Source organism: Streptomyces sp. NPDC088732 (genome assembly GCF_044751205.1).
GTDB lineage: Bacteria > Actinomycetota > Actinomycetes > Streptomycetales > Streptomycetaceae > Actinacidiphila.
The window spans coordinates 21854-39808 of record NZ_JBIVLI010000016.1; the positions used below are offsets into that span (position 1 = coordinate 21854).

The 17955-nt window shown below is 73.3% G+C and carries 21 protein-coding genes and 1 pseudogene; 7 read left to right on the forward strand and 15 right to left on the reverse strand.

The window, feature by feature from the left end:
- Positions 1-64 precede the first annotated feature (64 nt).
- The 3 genes from ACIP9H_RS25810 to ACIP9H_RS25820 all read right to left on the reverse strand — a co-directional run bounded on the left by ACIP9H_RS25810 (position 65) and on the right by ACIP9H_RS25820 (position 2275).
- Positions 65-1315, reverse strand: coding sequence for a hypothetical protein (locus ACIP9H_RS25810; protein WP_401588787.1), 1251 nt, complete (start codon positions 1313-1315; stop codon positions 65-67).
- Positions 1316-1390: 75 nt separating this feature from the next.
- On the reverse strand, positions 1391-1906 hold the full coding sequence (locus ACIP9H_RS25815; RefSeq protein ID WP_401588784.1) for a SigE family RNA polymerase sigma factor: 516 nt from the start codon (positions 1904-1906) through the stop codon (positions 1391-1393).
- A 144-nt stretch (positions 1907-2050) separates the two neighbouring features.
- Entirely contained in the window at positions 2051-2275 is a 225-nt protein-coding gene (locus tag ACIP9H_RS25820; RefSeq protein WP_401588781.1) for a hypothetical protein, read from the reverse strand.
- A 417-nt stretch (positions 2276-2692) separates the two neighbouring features.
- Here ACIP9H_RS25820 and ACIP9H_RS25825 point away from each other — a divergent pair, with 417 nt between their 5' ends.
- Positions 2693-2896 carry a cold-shock protein gene (locus ACIP9H_RS25825; RefSeq protein WP_360905096.1) on the forward strand — a complete coding sequence of 68 codons (204 nt, stop codon included), beginning with the start codon at positions 2693-2695 and terminating at the stop codon, positions 2894-2896.
- A 317-nt stretch (positions 2897-3213) separates the two neighbouring features.
- On the forward strand, positions 3214-3516 hold the full coding sequence (locus ACIP9H_RS25830) for an SCO5918 family protein (RefSeq protein WP_401588778.1): 303 nt from the start codon (positions 3214-3216) through the stop codon (positions 3514-3516).
- Between the two features lie 31 nt (positions 3517-3547).
- On the opposite strand, the gene ACIP9H_RS25835 is transcribed toward ACIP9H_RS25830, so the two are convergent.
- The 4 genes from ACIP9H_RS25835 to ACIP9H_RS25850 are packed head-to-tail and all read right to left on the reverse strand — an operon-like array spanning position 3548 to position 7927.
- Positions 3548-4831 carry an ABC transporter permease gene (locus tag ACIP9H_RS25835; protein ID WP_401588775.1) on the reverse strand — a complete coding sequence of 428 codons (1284 nt, stop codon included), beginning with the start codon at positions 4829-4831 and terminating at the stop codon, positions 3548-3550.
- Complete coding sequence (locus tag ACIP9H_RS25840; RefSeq protein WP_401588773.1) at positions 4828-5571, reverse strand: ABC transporter ATP-binding protein; 744 nt, start codon at positions 5569-5571, stop codon at positions 4828-4830. Before ACIP9H_RS25840 ends, ACIP9H_RS25835 begins: the two co-directional genes overlap by 4 nt.
- A complete protein-coding gene (locus tag ACIP9H_RS25845) occupies positions 5568-6968 on the reverse strand; it encodes a peptidoglycan-binding protein (RefSeq protein ID WP_401588770.1) in 1401 nt (466 codons plus the stop codon). Before ACIP9H_RS25845 ends, ACIP9H_RS25840 begins: the two co-directional genes overlap by 4 nt.
- Entirely contained in the window at positions 6965-7927 is a 963-nt protein-coding gene (locus ACIP9H_RS25850; protein WP_401588767.1) for a hypothetical protein, read from the reverse strand. The genes ACIP9H_RS25845 and ACIP9H_RS25850 overlap by 4 nt, the downstream gene beginning before the upstream one ends.
- Before the next feature lie 239 nt (positions 7928-8166).
- Between ACIP9H_RS25850 and ACIP9H_RS25855 the strand changes: the two genes are divergently transcribed.
- Complete coding sequence (locus tag ACIP9H_RS25855) at positions 8167-8955, forward strand: hypothetical protein (protein WP_401588764.1); 789 nt, start codon at positions 8167-8169, stop codon at positions 8953-8955.
- Between the two features lie 18 nt (positions 8956-8973).
- Here ACIP9H_RS25855 and ACIP9H_RS25860 read toward each other — a convergent pair whose 3' ends face one another.
- From ACIP9H_RS25860 to ACIP9H_RS25875, 4 genes are all read right to left on the reverse strand, one after another.
- Complete coding sequence (locus ACIP9H_RS25860) at positions 8974-9717, reverse strand: carbonic anhydrase (protein ID WP_401588762.1); 744 nt, start codon at positions 9715-9717, stop codon at positions 8974-8976.
- Between the two features lie 184 nt (positions 9718-9901).
- A complete protein-coding gene (gene fmdA / locus ACIP9H_RS25865; protein ID WP_401588759.1) occupies positions 9902-11152 on the reverse strand; it encodes a formamidase in 1251 nt (416 codons plus the stop codon).
- 77 nt (positions 11153-11229) lie between these two features.
- Positions 11230-11850, reverse strand: a complete 621-nt coding sequence (locus tag ACIP9H_RS25870) for an AmiS/UreI family transporter (RefSeq protein ID WP_401588756.1) — start codon at positions 11848-11850, stop codon at positions 11230-11232.
- 45 nt (positions 11851-11895) lie between these two features.
- Positions 11896-12180, reverse strand: coding sequence for an FmdB family zinc ribbon protein (locus ACIP9H_RS25875; RefSeq protein ID WP_401588753.1), 285 nt, complete (start codon positions 12178-12180; stop codon positions 11896-11898).
- Between the two features lie 410 nt (positions 12181-12590).
- Between ACIP9H_RS25875 and ACIP9H_RS25880 the strand changes: the two genes are divergently transcribed.
- Complete coding sequence (locus ACIP9H_RS25880; RefSeq protein WP_360905149.1) at positions 12591-13022, forward strand: hypothetical protein; 432 nt, start codon at positions 12591-12593, stop codon at positions 13020-13022.
- A gap of 170 nt (positions 13023-13192) precedes the next feature.
- Positions 13193-13429, forward strand: a complete 237-nt coding sequence (locus ACIP9H_RS25885; RefSeq protein ID WP_401588750.1) for a hypothetical protein — start codon at positions 13193-13195, stop codon at positions 13427-13429.
- A 21-nt stretch (positions 13430-13450) separates the two neighbouring features.
- On the opposite strand, the gene ACIP9H_RS25890 is transcribed toward ACIP9H_RS25885, so the two are convergent.
- From ACIP9H_RS25890 to ACIP9H_RS25905, 4 genes are all read right to left on the reverse strand, one after another.
- Positions 13451-14383: a DUF4232 domain-containing protein gene (locus tag ACIP9H_RS25890; RefSeq protein WP_401588747.1), complete on the reverse strand. Its 933-nt coding sequence runs from the start codon at positions 14381-14383 to the stop codon at positions 13451-13453.
- Between the two features lie 90 nt (positions 14384-14473).
- The gene (locus ACIP9H_RS25895) at positions 14474-15199 is read right to left on the reverse strand and encodes an SMI1/KNR4 family protein (protein WP_401588745.1); all 726 of its coding nucleotides are present in this window, start codon (positions 15197-15199) and stop codon (positions 14474-14476) included.
- 36 nt (positions 15200-15235) lie between these two features.
- Complete coding sequence (locus tag ACIP9H_RS25900; RefSeq protein WP_401588743.1) at positions 15236-15484, reverse strand: hypothetical protein; 249 nt, start codon at positions 15482-15484, stop codon at positions 15236-15238.
- Between the two features lie 118 nt (positions 15485-15602).
- A complete protein-coding gene (locus tag ACIP9H_RS25905; RefSeq protein ID WP_401588740.1) occupies positions 15603-16376 on the reverse strand; it encodes an isocitrate lyase/phosphoenolpyruvate mutase family protein in 774 nt (257 codons plus the stop codon).
- Positions 16377-16612: 236 nt separating this feature from the next.
- Here ACIP9H_RS25905 and ACIP9H_RS25910 point away from each other — a divergent pair, with 236 nt between their 5' ends.
- Both ACIP9H_RS25910 and ACIP9H_RS25915 read left to right on the forward strand, forming a co-directional pair.
- Entirely contained in the window at positions 16613-17116 is a 504-nt protein-coding gene (locus ACIP9H_RS25910) for a hypothetical protein (protein ID WP_401588737.1), read from the forward strand.
- Between the two features lie 233 nt (positions 17117-17349).
- A pseudogene (locus ACIP9H_RS25915) lies at positions 17350-17955 on the forward strand (hypothetical protein); the annotation flags it as partial.

Consider the following 17955-nt stretch of genomic DNA (forward strand, 5'->3'; position numbering starts at 1 on the left):
GCGAGCGGCCGTTCCGGATTCCCGCCGGAACGGCCGCCGCGGCCGCGGTCGCGCCCTCAGGTGTTCAGCTGAACTCGTTCCACAGGGGGCTGGTGGCGATCGCCTTGAGCTGCTTGATCGTGAGCGCCGGGGTGGCCCGGGTGGCGGCGGAGGACTGGCGCTCGGAGTTGAAGGCGCTGATCACCACCCGCCGGCCGTCGGGCCTGATCGTGTCGACGGTCCACATGACGACCCCCGAGCCGCCCTTCTCGCCGGGTCCCTGATGCGTCACGACCTTCGTGCCGTCGGGCAGGGTCTCGGCGCCGGCACCGAAGAGCTCGTCCTCGACGTCGGACATGTTCGACTGCACGTTGATCTGGACGAGGCTCCTCCCCTTCCCGTCGTCGAGCACGAGGTCCGCGAACCCGTCCTGCGGGCTGCCCTTCTCGACCACCTTGATCCCCTTGGGCACCAGGGAGATCAGGGTGCGCCTGACCGCGGCGCCGTCCGCCTCCGCGGGCGGGGCGACGGGGGTCCGCGAGGGCTTGGGCGGCCGCGGAATGGCGTCGACGGCCTTGCGCCAGGCCGGGGCGGTGGCGATCTTCTGCAGCTGGGCCAGGGTCAGGGGCGGTTCGGGCCGGGTGACCGGTGCGCCCTTCTCGGCCTCGGCGTTCCACTCCATCGCGCTGATGTGCTGCCCCTGTGCGGTGACGAGGTCGACCTGCCAGAGCTTGGTGTCCTTCCGGCGGTCCGGGTACTCGTACCCCTTGTAGAGCATGAGCGTGGAGCCGTCGGCCAGTTCCGTGGTGGTGCACAGGTCGTACGGGACCTGCAGCCGGTCCGGGCAGGAGGGGCGCTCGCTTCCCGGGGCGACGCGGTTCAGCCCGACGGAGACCTCGCCGCCGCCCTTGCCGTCGTCGTACACGACCTGGGCGTACGGCATGAGCGGCGACTTCACGCCCCGCCCCTGCTCGTCGCGGACCTCCCCCGCGGGGAGCAGTCCCTTGAGGGTGCGGACCAGGTCGGCGGCGGAGATGTCGCCGTCGTTCTCCGAGGGCGGGGAGGGGACCGTCCGCTGGGCGGCCACGGTCGCCTGTCCGTGCGCATCACCGGCCGTGGGCACGAGCAGTGACCCGCCCACGCCGACGACGGCGACCGCCGCCACACCGGCCGCGACGGCGGCCCTGCGCCGCCGCAGCAGCGTGCGGCCGCGCGCCCTGCCGGCCGCGGTCAGGGCGCTCCGATCGGTCTCGAAGGCGCCACTGGCAGTGAAGAGGGCCGCGCCGAGCCGCTCCTCGAAGTGGTCGCCGGGTTCCTGGGGGTCTTCAACAGGCATGGCAAAACCGCCGTTTCTGCACGGGTGTCGGAATGTCGGGGATGTCGGGACGTGAAGCGGGAGATGCGGGGCCGGTCAGGGTGAGGCGTACTCGCCGATGCCGTCACCGAGCAGCACACGAAGACGGGCCAGGGCGCGGACACAGCGCGTGCGCACCGCGGCCGAGCTGGCGTCCATCACGTCGGCGGTCTCCTCGATGCTGCGGTCCTCCCAGTACCGCAGGAAGACCACGGCCCGGTCCTTGGGGGGCAGTTGACCGAGGGCCTCGACCAGCGTCATCCGCAGCAGCGGGTCCGGGTGGGCGCCCCCCGCGTCGGGGAGGTCGGGAAGGACGTCCGTGGCCCGTTCCTTGCTGCTGCGACGCCGCTGATGCGTGAGGAAGACGCGGGTGAGGGTGGTCTGGGCGTACCCGGCCGGGTTGCCGACGCGGGAGACCCGTCGCCAGCCGGCGTACAGGCGGCCGAGCGTCTCCTGGACCAGGTCCTCGGCGAGATGGGTGTCCCCGCCGGTGAGCAGACAGGCGGAACGGTAGAGGTGCCCCGCGCGCGCCTCGGCGAACTGCGCGTAGTCGTCGTCCCGCCCTTGCCCCATCGCCCGCCCCTGTGTCTCCGGCTCCGCTGTCACCTCATTGATGCGGTGGGGTCCCGGAAATGTTTCACCGCCGGGCGCGGCGCCGCGGGGCATGCGAAAAGGTGGCCCCACGGCACTCGGGGCCACCGGAGAGGGGTCGCGTGGTCAGAGCTTGTGCATGCCCTGGTAGGGGCTGACGATGCGGGTCAGCTGGGAACCGAAGTCGACGAGCAGTGCACCGCCCGCGGCTTCCTCGGCCATGACCTTTCCGAGGCCGTGCTGGTCGTGGGAGACGCGGTCCCCCACGGCGAAGTGCTTGAGGACGGGTTCGGCAGGCGCCTTGAAGGGACTCGTGGGCAGGTGGCGCGGGGGCGCGGATCTCTTCGTCATTGCCGCCAGTATGCGTGGTGGGGGCGCCCGGTGCATAGGCTCGGACCCGCACCCTGACGGGGCACAGACGTCCGGATGGCGTCCCACCTCCGCGCCGGCCGTCCCCGACGGCCTGGTGCAACGGCATCGGCGGGTCCCGCCGGCCGCACATGTCCGCCGCCGCGGAACGAGAAATCGATCCGGGGTTTCCGCACCGGCAGGCGGCGCGCAATCACCCAACGCGCACGACCGGTCGCTCCGTGCTACCGTCGAATGCAGTTGCCGTTGTGATACCCGAGAACTTCCGGTGCCTTCACCGGTCTCCACGCCGGTGGAAGTGCCGTGCATTTCGGTCATTTCCCGGGCGGGGTCATCATCACAGCGACGTGGGGTCCGCACAGTGCGGATTCCGGGCACCGCCCGAAGGAGATCGGTCACATGACTACTGGCACCGTCAAGTGGTTCAACGCGGAAAAGGGCTTCGGGTTCATCGAGCAGGACGGCGGCGGGCCGGACGTGTTCGCCCACTACTCGAACATCTCCGCCCAGGGTTTCCGCGAGCTGCTGGAAGGCCAGAAGGTGAGCTTCGACATCGCGCAGGGCCAGAAGGGCCCGACGGCCGAGAACATCGTTCCGGCCTGATCACCGCGCAGCAGTCCGCCGCCGGGGCCCGCACCGAGGGGTGCGGGCCCCGGCGTGTTGCCTGTCGGGGCGCGGCAGCGGCAATTCACCGGCCCGGCAGACCCGCCGTACGAAGGATTTCTCCCCCGGCGTCGCGTCCGTACGCCGCCGGGATTTGTCACGCGCCGCCCGCACCGCTTTCTCCCGGGGAACGCGCCGGCCGCCTCCGCCGCCTTTCGGGCCGCTTGCGGCGATTCTCCTGCGGTTCTCCGTGCGGTTCGCCGCCGCGGGCATTTCCCCCTTCCGCCCGGACCCGTTCCCTCCCCCTGAGAGGCACCATGCGCTGCGTCATCGCCCGTTTCCCGTTCGAACTGACCAAGAACGGCGTGCTGGCGTCGATGAAGGGCGTCAAGCCCGAACCCGTCACGGGCGAGTCCGTGATCATCGGCCGCCGGCAGTACCCCGTGAAGCAGGTGGGCGAGATCATCACCCGGCAGGACCGCCGCGACTTCACGGCCGCGGAGGTGACCCGGGCCATGACCCGTCTCGGTTTCACCTGCCGGACCGCCCCTGAGGCCGAGACCGCCCCCGACCCCCTGGAGGAGGCGTCGGCGCTGCTCGGCTTCACCGACCGGCTGTGAGCGACGGGACTGCGTCGCAGCCGGGGCCCGGTCAGGAGGGCGCGCGCAGGGCGTCCACGGGCTCCATCCGGGCCGCCCGCAGCGACGGGTAGAGGCCCGCCAGGAGACCGACCAGGGCGCCGGCGACCGGGGCGCCGAGGGCGAGGCGCAGGTCCAGCACCGGGGTCCAGTGCTTCACGGCCGCCACGACGACCACGACGACCACGCCCAGGGCGGCCCCGACGACACCGCCGAGCAGCCCGATGGTGGTCGACTCCGCCAGGAACTGCCCGGCCACCTGACGCCGGGAGGCCCCCAGGGCGCGGCGCAGGCCGATCTCGCCGACGCGTTCCATCACCGTGACCAGGGTCACGTTGGCGATACCGATGGCGCCGACGACCAGCGAGACCAGCCCGAGCACCAGGAACAGGCCGTCGACATCGCCCTGCACACCCTTGCGGGCCTTCGACAGATCGGGCGGGGCGACCACGGTGAGGGCGTCCTCGTGACCGGGCGCGAGGGCGATCGGCGCCTGCCGGGCGACCTGCCGGGCCGCGCCGAGCGAGGTGTTCACCAGGACGCGGGTCACGTCCTTCAGGCCCATGCGGTCGGCCGCCGTGGTGGGCGGCAGGATCACCGAGGTGGACAGGCGCTGCTCGCGGCGGAAGCCGCCGAGGACGCCGATCACCGTGAACGACTGACCCTCGAAGAAGACCGCGGGGGCGTGCCGGACGTCGCCGATGCCGAGCAGCCGGGCCGCCTGGTCGCCCAGGACCGCCACCCGCTCGTGGCGCGCGACGTCCCCCGCGTCGTAGAACCGGCCGGTGGCCATCGTGCCGCGCACCGCCGCGGGCAGCGACGGGCCGGCGGCGACCACGGCGAGGGTCTGCCCGCTCAGTTCGCCCGGGGCGACCACGTCGTTCGCCCGTACCTGGACGTTCGCGGTGTCCTGGGAGTCCGACAGGGCGGCGGCCGACTCCACTCCGGCGAGGCGCTCCACCGCGTCGACGCCCTGCCAGCCGACCAACGCGGGGTCGGTCGAGCCCGGCGGCGGAGCGGGTACGACGACGGACACCGAGGTGGCGGTGAGGGCGTCGAAGCGGCCGACGATCTGGTTCGCCGCCGTCGACGCCACGCCGATGGTGATCACCAGCGTGCCGATGCCGAGCACCGTGCCCAGCGTGGTGAGGGCGGAGCGGACGGGGCGGGCGAGCACACCGGCCAGTGACTCCGACCACAGGTCCCGCGGGTCGATCCAGGGGCGCTCCGCGCGGCGCGCGCGGCGGCGGCCGCGGGAGCATTTCTCCGCGGTGCCCGTTCCGGTGCCGGTCGTCATGCGCCCTCCTGACTCAGCCGGCCGTCGTGGATCCGCACCCGCCGCCCGGCGCGCCGGCTCACGGACTCGTCGTGCGTGATCACCAGCAGCGTCATGCCCTGCGCCTGGAGTTCGGCGAAGAGCTCCAGCACCGACTCGGTGTTCTCGCTGTCGAGGTTGCCCGTCGGCTCGTCGCAGAGCAGCAGGGCGGGCTCGCCCATCAGGGCGCGGGCGATGGCCACCCGCTGCCGTTCGCCGCCGGACAGCCTCCCGGGCAGGAAGCCGGTGCGGTGCCCGAGGCCGACCCGCGTGAGGGCCCGCCGGGCGCGGTCGGCCCGGGTGCGGCGCTCACGGCCCGGCCGGGGCGCCCGGTAGGTCTCGGCGAGCATGACGTTCTCGTCCACCGTCCGGTACGGCAGCAGGTGGAAGGACTGGAAAACGAAACCGATGCGGCTGCCGCGCAGCGCGGTCCGCTCGCGGTCGCCGAGTCCGTTGGTGAGGACGCCGTCGAGCCAGTAGCTCCCCGACGTCGGCCGGTCCAGCAGCCCCAGGGCGTTCAGCAGCGTGGACTTCCCCGACCCCGAGGGGCCGACGATCGACAGATGCTCACCGCGGCGGACCGTCAGTTCCACCTCGCGCAGGGCGTGCACGGGCGGCTCGGAGTCGAAGACCCGGCTGAGCGCGTCCAGCCGGATCACGGTGTCCGCGTCCGGTGCGTCCGGTACATCCGTTGCGTCCGTTGCTGCGGGCTTTCGCCTCACGTGCCGACCACCACCTGGTCGCCCTCGTCCAGCGAGCCCCCGTCGGCCGTCACCGCGACCAGCCCGGCCGCGGACAGCCCCACGGTCACGCGCACATCGACGACCTTGCCGGCCCGCAGCACCCCGACCCTGGCCTGCCCGTCGGCGGACGTGCGGACCGCGGCCAGGGGCACGACCAGCACGGCCCCCTTGGAGGCCCCCACGTCGACGGTCACCTTCGCCGAGAGGCCCGACTGGTTCCGCAGCGGTCCGGGATCGGGCACCGAGACCACCACCGGGACCGGGGCGGACGGATCGCCGGGGGCGGTTCCGTCACCGCTGCCCGCGTCCGCCTCGCCGCCGGCGCCCTTCTCCGTGTCGTCGACCGGGTCGACGGAGCCGCCGACGCGGGACACGACCCCGTTCACGCGCGTGCCGTCGCCCGTCTCGATCCGCGCCGCCATGCCCTTGCGCAGCGCGGCCCCGTCCGTTCCCGGCACGACCGCCTGCACGACCACATCGGCGCTGGTCACGGTGGCGACCTCACCGTCCGGGGCGGCCCCGAGACGCGCCTTGACCTTGTCGACCCGTACCGGCAGGTCCGGCAGGAAGACGACCTCGCCCGCCGGCACCTTCGTGCCGTAGCCGGCGGTGAAGGCGCTGAGCGCCGCGTTCGCCTGGTTCAACTGCTGCTGCGCGGCGTGCAGTTCCAGGGCGCGGGTCGCGTCGTCGGACCCGGGCCCGGACCCGGTGTCGCCGCCGTTCTGCGCGGACAGCAGGGCCAGTTGCGCCTGCGACACCGCCGCCTGAAGGTCGCCGAGCCGCGACGCGTCGGCCGCCCCGGGCTCCAGCGGTGTGTACCCCTTGCTCTCGTACCAGTGGTTCACCGCCGTCGCCGTGCCCTGCCGGTAGTTGCCGCTGACGGCCCCCGGGTCGTGGCCGAGCCTGCGCAGGGCGCTCTGCAACTGGCGTACGTCGTCGCCCGACATGCCCGGGCCCAGAGTGCGGTACATCGGCACCGGGCCGCGCAGCACGAACACCGGACGGCCGCTGACCTGCATCAGCACACTGCCCTCGCGCAGCGTGGCGCCCTCCGTCGGCAGCTTGGTGACCAGCTGTGCCGTGGCGGCCGCGTCCCCGGAGGCGTCGGGGGAACCGACCGGCCCGGAGAGCGAGATCGCGTGCGGCGCGCCGAACTCCACGCTGCCCTGGGTCACCACACTGGCGGTCAGCTTCTGCCGCACCACGGCGACGGTGACCGGACCGGCCTTCGGCGCCTGGTGCGCGGCGGCCGCGTCGGCGGGCGACTGCATCTGCGAACCCGCGAACCAGCCGCCCGCACCCACGAGCGTCACCACCCCGACGATCAGCGCCACGGTCCTGCCGCGGTTCGCCTGGCCCCCGCGGAAGGGGCTCATCCGGTGACCCCGGAGAGGGGGTGCCGGGCGAGCGCGGGGAAGTACGCGGCCCGGAAGTCCTTGCCGCAGGCCAGGTCCTTCTTGGCGAGGTCGATCTCACGGGTGAGCCTGGTGAGGGCGGTGCCCTTGTCCAGGCTGAGCACGCCGTCCATCGGCATCTGGGCGCTCACCGAGAACTTCACCATGTCCCCGATGGAGGTCGGCTGCGTCGTGGTGACCGGGATGCCCTCGCCGCGCAGGCAGCCCGCGAACTTCTGCGCCAGCGCCACCAGGTGCGGGTCGCCGTCGAGGGCCTGGTGCGCCTGCCGGTCCTGCTCCTGGTCGGCGGCGGTCTGCCGGTCGATCTCGGCCTGGGACTTGTCGGGCCCGTACGCCTTGAGGTATGCGTCCTTGACGCACCCCGGGCTCATCTCCTTCTTGCCGCCCGAGGCCATACGCGCGCCGCCCATCGCCTGGTCGTAGGCCTTCCGCTGCGTGGGGGTGAGCGCGTTCAGGTAGGCCTCGTCCGGGCTGGTCTCCTGCTTGTCGTTGTACGCCTTGCTGCCCCACACGTTCGGGTCGTCCCGGTAGACGGCTCCGGCGTAGATGCCGAAGCCGTACTTCTCGCGGAACGTCTTCGCCAGTGCGTAGTCCTGGCCGTCGACGGCGCTGAGGGCGTCGGCCCCGTAGTCCGTCACGTGCGGGGTGTAGGTGAATCCCTTGGCGCGCATGCAGGCGGCGGTGGCGTTCTGCGCGATGTACGACCGCTTGGTGTCCTCGTCCGCGTCCGCGGGGATCTCCAACTGGCCGCCGGCAGGGGCCGTCGACGCGGCGGCCGGCGTGGTGGCGGCGGACGCCGCTCCCGCGGAGGCGGAGGCGGCGGCGGGGTCGCCATCGCCCTGGGAGCACCCGGACAGCGCCAGCGCGGCGGCCGCGGCCACCGTCGGCCAGACGCCGCGGGTCCTGAGCATGAGAGCCATGTCGTTCCATCACTTCGTTCGGAGACGCTCGGAGCGGGGGTGGTCAGCCCCGTCGCTCTCTGAACCGGGTGGACCGCCGGGCAGGGCGTAGCCTCCGCCGCCGATGTGGCGCACATCACAGCGCACACCGGCATGAACGCTCCCGAGGTGCTCCGCGGAGCCCACGGGCAACCGAAAGGGGGCTCCGCCCGGTTGAGGCGAGCGTGGGCACTTGCGAGCGGCGGAGAGGAGTGAGGCGGATGCGGACCACGGCCGACGACGAGCGGTGGAGCGAGGCGGAGCGGGCCGTACGGCTCCTCCTGAGGGAGACGGTGCCGCAGCCGGCCACGCCCGCCGACCGGCTGGTCCGCGTCCGGCTGCGCATCCGGCGGCGCCGGCGGCAGCGCGGCGCGGCGATCGGGACGGCCGCCTCACTGGCCGCCGCCGCGGCCCTGGCCGTCGTCCTGCCGGGACCGGGGTCGCCGCAGGCCGCGACGGACCGTGCGACACCCGCGGGACCGCCCCCTCCGGCGTCCTCGGCGCCCACGGTCTCCGCCTCGGCGACCCGTGACCCCGGACTCACGGCCGTCCGCCTGCCCGCGCTGGCCGGCCTGACGCTTCGGGTGCCGCGCGGCTGGCAGGCGCTGGACGTCACCGACCCGAAGGGGAACCAGGTCGGTTACGTCTCCTCGCAGCCCCTGACCGCGCCGGCGCCCGCCGCGTGCGGCGGCTCCGCCGACCAAGTGCTCGCCGACTGCGCGCCCTTGGCGTCACTGGACGAGGGCGGCGTCCTGATGCTCTTCCGGTACGACGGGACGGGCGGGACGAGCGACACGACGCCGCTCCGGATGGGAGGCGCCGCCCCCGCCGGGAAGGGCTGCCGCGTACTGAGGGGCACTACGGGGGCCGCCGGCTGGGGCCACGGCCGCTCGGCCCCCTACAGCAAGCCCTTCGAGGTGTCGGTCTCCGTCTGCATGCGCGCCCCCTCGAACGGCACGCTCGCCACCGTCACCAAGGCCCTGGAGACGGCCTTCCCGCGGGGCGGTTGACGCCCGCACCGGCCGCGGTCAGGACGGCGCGCCGGTGAGGACCTGCACCTTCCCGGTGTCGAGCGAGTAGTACGCGCCGACCACGGCGAGGGAGCCCTTCTTCACCAGGGGCGCCAGGTCGCGATTGGTCCGCAGGCCATCCGCGGTGATCTTGATCTGGGCGCGGGTCATCGCCTCGACCGGATCGGAACCGCCCTCCTTGACCGTCTGCTCGTACGCGGGACGCAGGGCCCGGGAGATCGCCTCCAGGTTGCCGGGCAGCGACGTCCCCTCGTGCATCGCCTTGTACGCCGCCTCGATCGCACCGCACCGCTGATGGCCGAGGACGACGACCAGCGGGGTCCCGCCGGTCATCGGCCCGTACTCCACGGAGCCGGTGACCACGGGGCCGACCGCCTGCCCGCCGGTCCGCATCACGAACAGGTCGCCGAGGCCGGTGTCGAAGAGCAGCTCGGGCGGCACACGGGAGTCGATGCAGGACAGGACGGAGCCGAAGGGTTCCTGCTTCATGGCGACGAACTGCCGCCGGCTGGGATCACGGTCGGGGTGCTGGAGGTTCCCGTTCACCCAGCGCTCATTGCCGTCCATCAGCCGCCGGAAGGCCTCCGACGGGCCGGCCGGCCGGGACCGGCCGCCCGGAGACGACGTCATCGCGCTCGGCGCGATGCTGCTGCTCGACGAGCACGCGGTGAGCGCGCCCGCGGCGGCCACGAGGCCGCCGGCGAGCAGCGTCCTGCGCTGCGGCTGTCCTGCGCTGTCCATCCTCGGCCCCTCACTGCTCACCGCCGCCGGGCCCCGGCGAACGTCTCGACCACGCCGAATCCTCGGCCCGGCAAGGCCGATCCGGCGGCAGGCACCGGCGGACGCGCGCAGCGTTAACACCGACGGCCCACGCCCCCGGGGCGGTGGGCCGCCGGTGCGGCAAGGGTGGCGGGGGTGACGGGGGTCAGGTGCTCGTCAGCGCCGCCCGGCCGCGGTCGACGCGCACGGGGCCCGAGGCGGACGGACGGACGTCGAAGTCGAACATGGCGGTCGGCAGGTACAGGGAGCAGCACGCGTTGGGGATGTCGACGATGCCGCTGATGCGTCCCTCGATGGGGGCGGAGCCGAGCAGGAGGTAGGCCTGCTCGCCGCTGTAGCCGAAGCGCTTGAGGTACTCGACGGCGTTGAGGCAGGCACGGCGGTACGCCATCGTCGCGTCGAGGTAGTAGTTGGTGTCGGTGTCCTGGTCGACGGAGATCCCGATGAAGGTCAGGAAGTCCGAGTAGCGCGGCTCGACATTGCCGGGCATGAAGACGGGGTTGGTGGAGATCCCGTACGTCTCCATGCCGCCCTTGATCAGGTCGACGTGGAAGTCGATGAAGCCGCCCATCTCGATGGCGCCGCAGAAGGTGATCTCCCCGTCGCCCTGGCTGAAGTGCAGGTCGCCGCCGGAGAGCTTGGCGTCCTTCACGTGCACGGGGTAGAAGACCCGCGAGCCGCGCGTGAAGTTCTTGATGTCGTGGTTGCCGCCGTTCTCGCGGGCCGGCACCGTGCGGGCGCCTTCCGCCGCGATGCGTGCGGCGAGGCTGCCGGTGGCCGTGCCGCCGAGGGCGTTGGCGGCGTCCGGGGGATTGGCGAGCGGCGGGACGCGCTGCGGGTCGGTCTCGATCAGCGCCTTCTCGCGGGCGTTCCACCGGGCGAGCAGGTCGGCGGAGGGCGCGGTGCCGAACAGCCCGGGGTGGGTGATGCCGGTGAAGCGGATGCCGGGCAGGTGCCGGGAGACCGCCTGCTGCCCGTGGAAGTCCCACACGGCCTTGTAGGCGTCCGGGAAGTAGTCGGTCAGGAAGCCGCCGCCGTTGACCTTGGCGAAGATCCCGGTGTAGCCCCAGCCCTGACCGGCCGCGTCGCCGGTCTGCTGCGGTACGGGACCGAGGTCGAGGATGTCGACGACGAGCAGGTCGCCGGGTTCCGCGCCCTCGACGCCGATCGGGCCGCTGAGCATGTGCGGGATGGTCAGGTCGATGTCGCGGACGTCGTTGGCGGAGTCGTTGTTGCCGATCTGGCAGTCGGTCCAGTCGCGGCACTCCATCCGGAACTCGGACCCGGGCTTCACCATGGCGACGTTCGGGATGTCGGGGTGCCACCTGTTGTGTCCTGGCGTGGCCTGCTCCCGCATCGACTTGGTCTGGTCGACGCTGAAAACTACGTCGGGCATGACTGCCCCTCCTCGTCTTTCTGCTTGATCGAGGTCTGACAGGCCGGACAGGCCGGTCAGGACCCGGACAGGACCGGTCAGGACGCCTCGCGGGCGATCCGGCCGGCCTGCCGCGATTTCCGGGTGAGCGGCCACAGCGCGCCGAACACCACGACGGCGAACGCGCCCAGGGCGATGGCGATCTCCGTGGTGTGCTTCCAGTAGCCGGACAGCAGCAGCGCCGCGGGGATCACTCCGGTGATCCAGCCCTCGATGGCCGTCACCCAGCCCACATAGGAGGTGAGTTCCGTCCGCCGGAGAGCGAACAGCAGGAAGAACAGGCCCCACAGGAATGACCAGTACAGCCAGATCACCCCGAAGGGGTAGTCCTTCAGAAGGTGGAAATTGGCGAACGAGTACCCCAGGGCCACCACCGCGACGAACAGCGAGTAATGGCCGACGCAGATGTTGTCCATGCCGGTGAGCAGGACGATGCCCACGTAGAGGTAGGTGAATCCGAACAGATAGATGCCGGACGCCGAGAGAATCTTGTCCGGGTCATTGCCGGCCGTGAAGATGAGATAGGTCGGGGTGAGGACCTGCAGTGCGCCGATGAAGAGGTTGAACACCCCCGCGGACCTGGGGTCGGCTTTTCCCAGGAGCAGCAGGCCGTTCATGAACAGGACCGCACCGACGAAGAGCAGTCCCACGTTCGACACGGGGACGCACCTCCCAGGTACGCGTGAGGACGGGAACCGCCCCCGTCAGGGGCGGGGCAGCCGCGAGAGCGCGGGATGCGGGGCCGGCTCCGGCCGGCGGCGCGGGCGGGACGGCACGGCGGACACGACGTCCGGGGCTTCGCGGGACCGCTCCTCCCGTTCCCTCAGGGAACGGGACGACGGCGGCGTCGCGGCGAGCGAGGGCGCGGAGAAGACCCGCCGCGCCGGGCCCGCGCACGCGGGGCAGCCGTGCCCGTCGGGCGCGGTGCCGATCGCGAGCCTCACCTCGAAAGGACCGCAGTGGTCGCAAACGTATTCATAGGTCGCCATGCAGTTGCCTCCGCGAAACGGCGCACTTCGGCCGACCTCGGCGTGCGCGCCCATTTCCACGACGCCCGCCGGGGAACGATCCCTCATTCCAGGAGACGCCACGGCAACACCGTTGTCAAGGTGACGCATGAGGATTCTGCGACGCCCTTTGCCGCTGTTTTCCGGGACTTTCGGCCCTGTTCTCGACGACCGGCCGTGGCTCCGCGTGACCACCCCCGCACATTCCGCGGACCCCGGCACCGGGAGCCGCGGAACCTGCGCTTCGCAGCCTTGTGAGGCGATTCACTGAGCTTTTCCTGGACGGGTTCCGCCCTCGCATTTAGCGTCGATATCCGGCCGCCTTTCCCGAGAAACGCGGTGACTACGGCGTGCGGATCACCGATGAACGCCGGAAAGGTGGAGACGTGACGATGGACGCCGTATGGGTCCGGGGCGTGACGGGCATTCAGCTGCACCACGTGACCGACCTCCAGGACGCCGGCCGCTTCCTCGGCAACGCCGCGATGGCGCTGCGGGCGGCCCATGTACGGACCGGGGCCGACCACTACGCCGGCATCGCCGCCGAGCTCAAGACCCTGGTGACGCGGGTGCGCGAGCTCGAGCAGGAGGCCCGCACCGCGATGCGCGAGCTGCACGCCACCGACCCGGAGCGGTTCGCCCGCTGCCGCGAGGGCCACGAGCCGTGGCCCGGCGAGATCCAGGCCGGCTTCATCCCCCGCCACACCTGCCGGGACGAATGCCTCTACCACGATCACGGTGTGCTGGCGGCGATCACCCAGTGCACCTGCGGGCGGCCGCCCTGCCAGGCCTGCGCGATCGGCGGGGAGCCCGCGCCGAACTGAGCCCCGCGCACCGCAAGGCCCCGACCGAGTCCCCGGACCGGCCGGGGCCTTCGCCGTACCGGCGCGGCCGTCACGGCCGGTGGTCGGCCCTGGGCGGCTTCATACCGGCAGGCCCGGCCAGCACCATGGGCGCCGCTTTGCCGATCGTGCGGAGGGGCGCGGGCCGCGGCATGCGACTGCCTGAGAACCCGCCGACCGTCGCGCCGGTTCCGGACTGCCGCGTCCCGCTGTCCGTCCCGCTGTCCGTCCCGCTGGGGGACGACTCCATCCCCGCCTCCTGCTCTGCGGCCGAGTTCGTCAAGCGGCTGGAGGCCCGGTCGTTGAACCCGCGCAACTGGCCGGGCTACGACCTCGGTTTCGACGCGGACGGCGCCGTCGTCCGGCTCCAGTCGCTGTGCACCCCGTGACGGCCCGGCCGGGCCCGGTGCTCAACGTGCCGTGTCCGCCTCGGACTTGTGCCAGGCGCTCACGCCGAGCTTCCCGGTCGTGCCGAGGTCGAGCTCCGGCGTCACCATCACGGGGTCCGCGCCGGGCCTGGCGCGGACCCGTACGTAGGGGGCGTCGACGGGCGTGCCGTAGGTGACGGTGTTGCGCCAGGTCAGACCGGAGGAGGCGGTCTCGCCCGGCTGGAGGGACAGGGGCCGGGGCGGGGCGTCGAACTCCGGGCCGACGGAGCCGGAGCCGCCGTGGCGGATCTTGATACCGGTGACGGGCCGGTGGCCCTCGTCGAGGAGCTGGAGCTGCGGATACCCGTCGAGGTGGTAGGGCGCGGCGGAGCAGTTCTCCAGGTGGAGGCCCACGACGCGCAGCCCCATGGCCGCGTCGCCCCGGTCGGCGGTGACGCGCACCCCGGAGGGCGGGCAGGGGCCGGACGGCACGGGCGCCTCGTCGGCCGGAACGCTGCGGACCTTGAGGACCCGGATGTGCTGGAGCGTGCCGGCACCCGGTCCCGAGTTCGCCCCGGCGGCATCGGTGGCATCGGCGGCGGCGAGATCCACCGGCCGCCGCACCGTCCGCCCGGGACCGACCGCCGGAACGGTCTGCTCGGTGTTCATCATCGCCGCCCCGGAGTCGGAGAGGAAGCTGAGGGTGACGGTGTAGGTGAACGGCTGCCGCTCGTGGCTGGTGATCCGGATCGCCGGGGCGCAGGCCGGCGACGCGACGTCCGAGCCGACGATGTCGACGTCGCCCGTCCCCTCGCCCCCGGCCGGGTCCGTCCCGCCGGCGGCGGCCGTCTCGGGTCCGCACGACGGCCCCCCGGCCCGCGGGGCGCCGGCCCCCTCGGTGTCGCACGCCGCAAGGGCCAGGACGCCCGCGAGCACGGCGGGCACGGTCAGGGGAGTGAGGCGAAGGGTACGCATCGGCTCAGCCCATCAGGACGGGCGCCGCCCCGACCGTGGTGGAGGCCACAGTTCCGGTAACACCCTCGTCACAGAGCGGCCGCACCGGTGTCAGCCCACGACCCAGCGGGCGGGCAGGGCGGCGCGGACCGCGTCGAGGTCGGCGGGCGTCCGGCCCCCGGCGTGCACCCAGGCGTGGTCCTGCACGCCGTCGCGGCGCAGCAGCAGCCCGGGGGCCGCGTACCAGCGCAGGGGCGAGTCGTCGGGGCCCACCCACATCGGGTGGTCGGGCAGGTCGACCCGCTCGTAGCGGCCGTGGAACTCCGCGAGGAGATCCGGCGGGAGCTCGCACGCGTCGTACCGGGAGTCGTGGACGAACAGCGTCTCGCTGAGGAGGAGTTCGACCCAGGCCTGTGACATCAGGTCCAGGAACGGGAGCCATCGGCCGTCCGAGTCCACGACCACGGGGGGATCGTCGCGCTCCGCCTGGTCGAGGGGGATGCCCCAGAACGCGCAGCCCTGGTTCTCGACGCGGAAGATCAGCACGCCGTCGTCGACGAACAGCCCACCCGGCGGGAGCAGCGGGTCCTGTCCGCACGTGAGGTCCGCGCGTCTCCCGAACAGCGCGTACCCCTCGCGCAGGGCGGCCGGGAGCACAAAGCCGAGTTCGTGTTCGGCGGCGTGCAGTTCCGCGCCGGGGACGCCGTCCTCCGGCAGCAGCGGGCGGTCCGTCCACGCGGCGGCGAAGTCGCGGGCGAACCGCCACGCCTGCTGCCGGCCGGTGATGCCTCCGCGCAGGGCGGCGGCCACGTCGAAGCCGGGCAACGTCGCGTCCACGGCGGCGACTCTACGCGGCCGCCGTCGCGGAGCCGGCTACCGGGACCCGCAGCTCCGCATGCCGCCCTGCCGCGTGGCGGCGGCGCTGTCGATCCAGGCGACGACGGCGCCGACCGTGGCGTCGTCGAGACTCCGGGCGAGCGCGCGGACGGCGGAACTGTCGCCCGGCAGCGGGGGGACGCCCGCCGCGATGAGGGCGGCGTGCAAGTCGACCCAGCGGGCGTCGACGGCGGAGAGAGCGGGGACGGTGTCGTGCGACCGCAGCGGAGTGTCGAGAAGGCTCATGGTGTTTCCCCTCGGATCCCGGACGGAATCGACCGGACTTGCCGTACACGACTGCCGCCGGGGAAGCCCCGGTTGCGTTCCCGGACCCGGCTTCACCCGTCCGGCCCACGCATCGCGGTCAGCGGGCGGATTCCTCGTACCGCAGGAGCCGTTGCTGCATCCGCGGGTACGGCGTCGCCGGGGGGAGCGGGCCGCCGTCGCGGACGGCGGTCGCCGTGCCGACCGCCGCGTCGATAGCGGCGCGGTACGGCAGGGAACCGGTGCTGACCCGGCGGATGCCCAGGGCGCCCAGGTCGGCGAGGGAGAGACCGGGCACGACCAGGACGTTGACCGGCACCGGGATCTCCGCGGCCAGCCGCCGCAGTTCCTCGGGACCGGTCGCGCCGGGCGCGAAGACGCCGTCCGCGCCCGCCTCGACGTACGCCGCCGCGCGACGCAGCGTCTCGGTGAGGCCGGCCTCCTGGCCCAGCCAGTACGTGTCCACGCGGGCGTTGACGAAGAGTTCCGGTGCGTGCCGCTTCACCGCACGGACCTTGCGGGCGTGCGCCTCCGGGGCGATCAGCCGGCCGGCCGTGCTGTCCTCGAGGTTCACACCGGCCACGCCGAGCGCGCCGAGCGCGGTGGCGGCGGCCGCGACCTCCTCGGCGTAGCCGTCCTCGATGTCCGCGGTGACGTGGACGGGCAGCGGAGCGAGGGCGCGGACGAGCGCGAGCGTCGCGTCCTTCGTGGCCCGGCCCCCGTCGGCGTGCCCCGCGGCGGCGGCGACCCCGAAGCTGGTCGTGCCCACCGCGGGGAACCCGGCCTCGGCGAACGCGAGCGCCGAGGCGACGTCCCAGGCGTCGGGGAGGAGGAGGGGCAGGTCGCCCGCGAAGTGAAGCTCACGGAAGGTCATGGGCGAGGACGCCTTTCAGGATCGCGTGCGGTGCGGCGGGCGGGTGCGCCCGCCGCCGCCCCACCACTCAACCCCCTCCGGAGGCGGGCCGGCAGACGGAAAAGTGCGCGCCGGTCCGGGGCGACGGCGCCCGTGAACCCCTCCGGGCGGCGAGGTCGCCGTGCGCGTACGGCGGCGGAGGACGGGCGTTCGCGTACGAACGCAACCGCGGAGGGCGCTCGGGAGTCATCGACTCCGTGATCACGACACGTATCCGGCGGCCCCTCGGCGCCGCCCTGCTCACCGCGACGACCGCGGCGCTCCTGCTCTCCTGCTCCGCAGGACCGGACGAGGCCCGGTCGGGCACGCCCGCCCCGAAGGCCGCCGCGTCCGCGTCCACGTCCGCGAGCGCGCCCGCGCCCACGGACTCCGAGGAGCCCACCACCCAGCCCGTGGAGATGGTGCGCGACGCCTTCGCCACGTTGCAGGCGACCTACCACAGCGGCTGCACGACGCCGGGCGAGTGCGAGTACTTCCTGACCCGCGTGCACGACGAACTCGACGGCCTCGACGCCGCGATGAAGGCCGACCCCCAGGGCCGCGACCACTTCCGCGAACCGCTCGCGTGGACCGCGGAGCTGAGCGACGCCCTGCACGGCGACGTCACGTTCGAGAACCTGAAGAAGCACCAGGCGCTGCTGGTCGGGACCCGCGACCGGATCAACCACTGGATGCAGGGCCACCCGGAGGACTACCGCTGAGCGCGGCGGACGCCGGGTGACCGCCGTCGCGGACATCATGGGTCCGCGCGTGGCAATGGGGAGGCAAAACCCGCCGCGGCGTTGAACCTGGCGCCCCGTGAGGGCGTACAGCACCGTAGAAGCGGCGGTCCAGCACTCCGGCCCGCCACGCCGTCAGCGGGGCCTCGCACGGAAGGACCTTCGGGTTGTCGCTCTTCACGCGCTCTCAACAGCCGCCGGACACGGACAAGGACGTGCCCGCGGACACAGCAGGCGTCCCCGACGCCGCCGCCCCCGACCCGGGCCCGACCCGCACCGAGGCCCCCGCGGAATCCGGCGAAGCGCAGGCGCCCGGGGCCGCCGACGCCGCGGCCCAGCGGCGCGACCCCGACGCCGAGCCGGCCGACCGCGGCAAGCCCAACGCGGGGCCCGCCGAGGGCGAGCGGGCAGAGCCCGCCTCAGCAGAGGAGGCCGAGACCACCGGCGAAGCCGAACCAGCCGCACGGGCAAAGCCCGCCGCGGCGCAGGAGGCCCCGGCCGCCGACGCCGCAGCCGAACAGCCCGGGACCGCCGCCGACCAGGCCGACCACCGCAAGCCCGCCGAGCCCGAGCACACGCCGGAACATGCCGGCACCGAGGGCGAGCGGGCAGAGCCCCCCTCAGCAGTAGAGGCCGACGCCGAGCAGGCCGAGGCCACCGGCGGACCCGACAAAGCTCAGGCCGAACACGGCACAGCCAGGGCCCAAGCCGCTCGGGCAAAGCCCGTCGACGCCGACAACCCCCCGGCCGAGCAGGCCGAGACCACCCGCGCAGCCGACACGGCCCAAGCCGAACGCGGCAAGCCCGCCGAAGCCGACCAG

Bases quoted from the DNA above. Each gene is read 5' to 3' on its own strand.
- ACIP9H_RS25810 (WP_401588787.1), bottom strand. From the start codon at position 1,315: ATGCCTGTTGAAGACCCCCAGGAACCCGGCGACCACTTCGAGGAGCGG.
- ACIP9H_RS25815 (WP_401588784.1), bottom strand. From the start codon at position 1,906: ATGGGGCAAGGGCGGGACGACGACTACGCGCAGTTCGCCGAGGCGCGC.
- ACIP9H_RS25905 (WP_401588740.1), bottom strand. From the start codon at position 16,376: ATGACCTTCCGTGAGCTTCACTTCGCGGGCGACCTGCCCCTCCTCCTC.
- ACIP9H_RS25825 (WP_360905096.1), top strand. From the start codon at position 2,693: ATGACTACTGGCACCGTCAAGTGGTTCAACGCGGAAAAGGGCTTCGGG.
- ACIP9H_RS25900 (WP_401588743.1), bottom strand. From the start codon at position 15,484: ATGAGCCTTCTCGACACTCCGCTGCGGTCGCACGACACCGTCCCCGCT.
- ACIP9H_RS25855 (WP_401588764.1), top strand. From the start codon at position 8,167: ATGCGGACCACGGCCGACGACGAGCGGTGGAGCGAGGCGGAGCGGGCC.
- ACIP9H_RS25890 (WP_401588747.1), bottom strand. From the start codon at position 14,383: ATGCGTACCCTTCGCCTCACTCCCCTGACCGTGCCCGCCGTGCTCGCG.
- ACIP9H_RS25875 (WP_401588753.1), bottom strand. From the start codon at position 12,180: ATGGCGACCTATGAATACGTTTGCGACCACTGCGGTCCTTTCGAGGTG.
- ACIP9H_RS25830 (WP_401588778.1), top strand. From the start codon at position 3,214: ATGCGCTGCGTCATCGCCCGTTTCCCGTTCGAACTGACCAAGAACGGC.
- ACIP9H_RS25885 (WP_401588750.1), top strand. From the start codon at position 13,193: ATGCGACTGCCTGAGAACCCGCCGACCGTCGCGCCGGTTCCGGACTGC.
- ACIP9H_RS25860 (WP_401588762.1), bottom strand. From the start codon at position 9,717: ATGGACAGCGCAGGACAGCCGCAGCGCAGGACGCTGCTCGCCGGCGGC.
- fmdA (WP_401588759.1), bottom strand. From the start codon at position 11,152: ATGCCCGACGTAGTTTTCAGCGTCGACCAGACCAAGTCGATGCGGGAG.
- ACIP9H_RS25850 (WP_401588767.1), bottom strand. From the start codon at position 7,927: ATGGCTCTCATGCTCAGGACCCGCGGCGTCTGGCCGACGGTGGCCGCG.
- ACIP9H_RS25820 (WP_401588781.1), bottom strand. From the start codon at position 2,275: ATGACGAAGAGATCCGCGCCCCCGCGCCACCTGCCCACGAGTCCCTTC.
- ACIP9H_RS25880 (WP_360905149.1), top strand. From the start codon at position 12,591: ATGGACGCCGTATGGGTCCGGGGCGTGACGGGCATTCAGCTGCACCAC.
- ACIP9H_RS25845 (WP_401588770.1), bottom strand. From the start codon at position 6,968: ATGAGCCCCTTCCGCGGGGGCCAGGCGAACCGCGGCAGGACCGTGGCG.
- ACIP9H_RS25835 (WP_401588775.1), bottom strand. From the start codon at position 4,831: ATGACGACCGGCACCGGAACGGGCACCGCGGAGAAATGCTCCCGCGGC.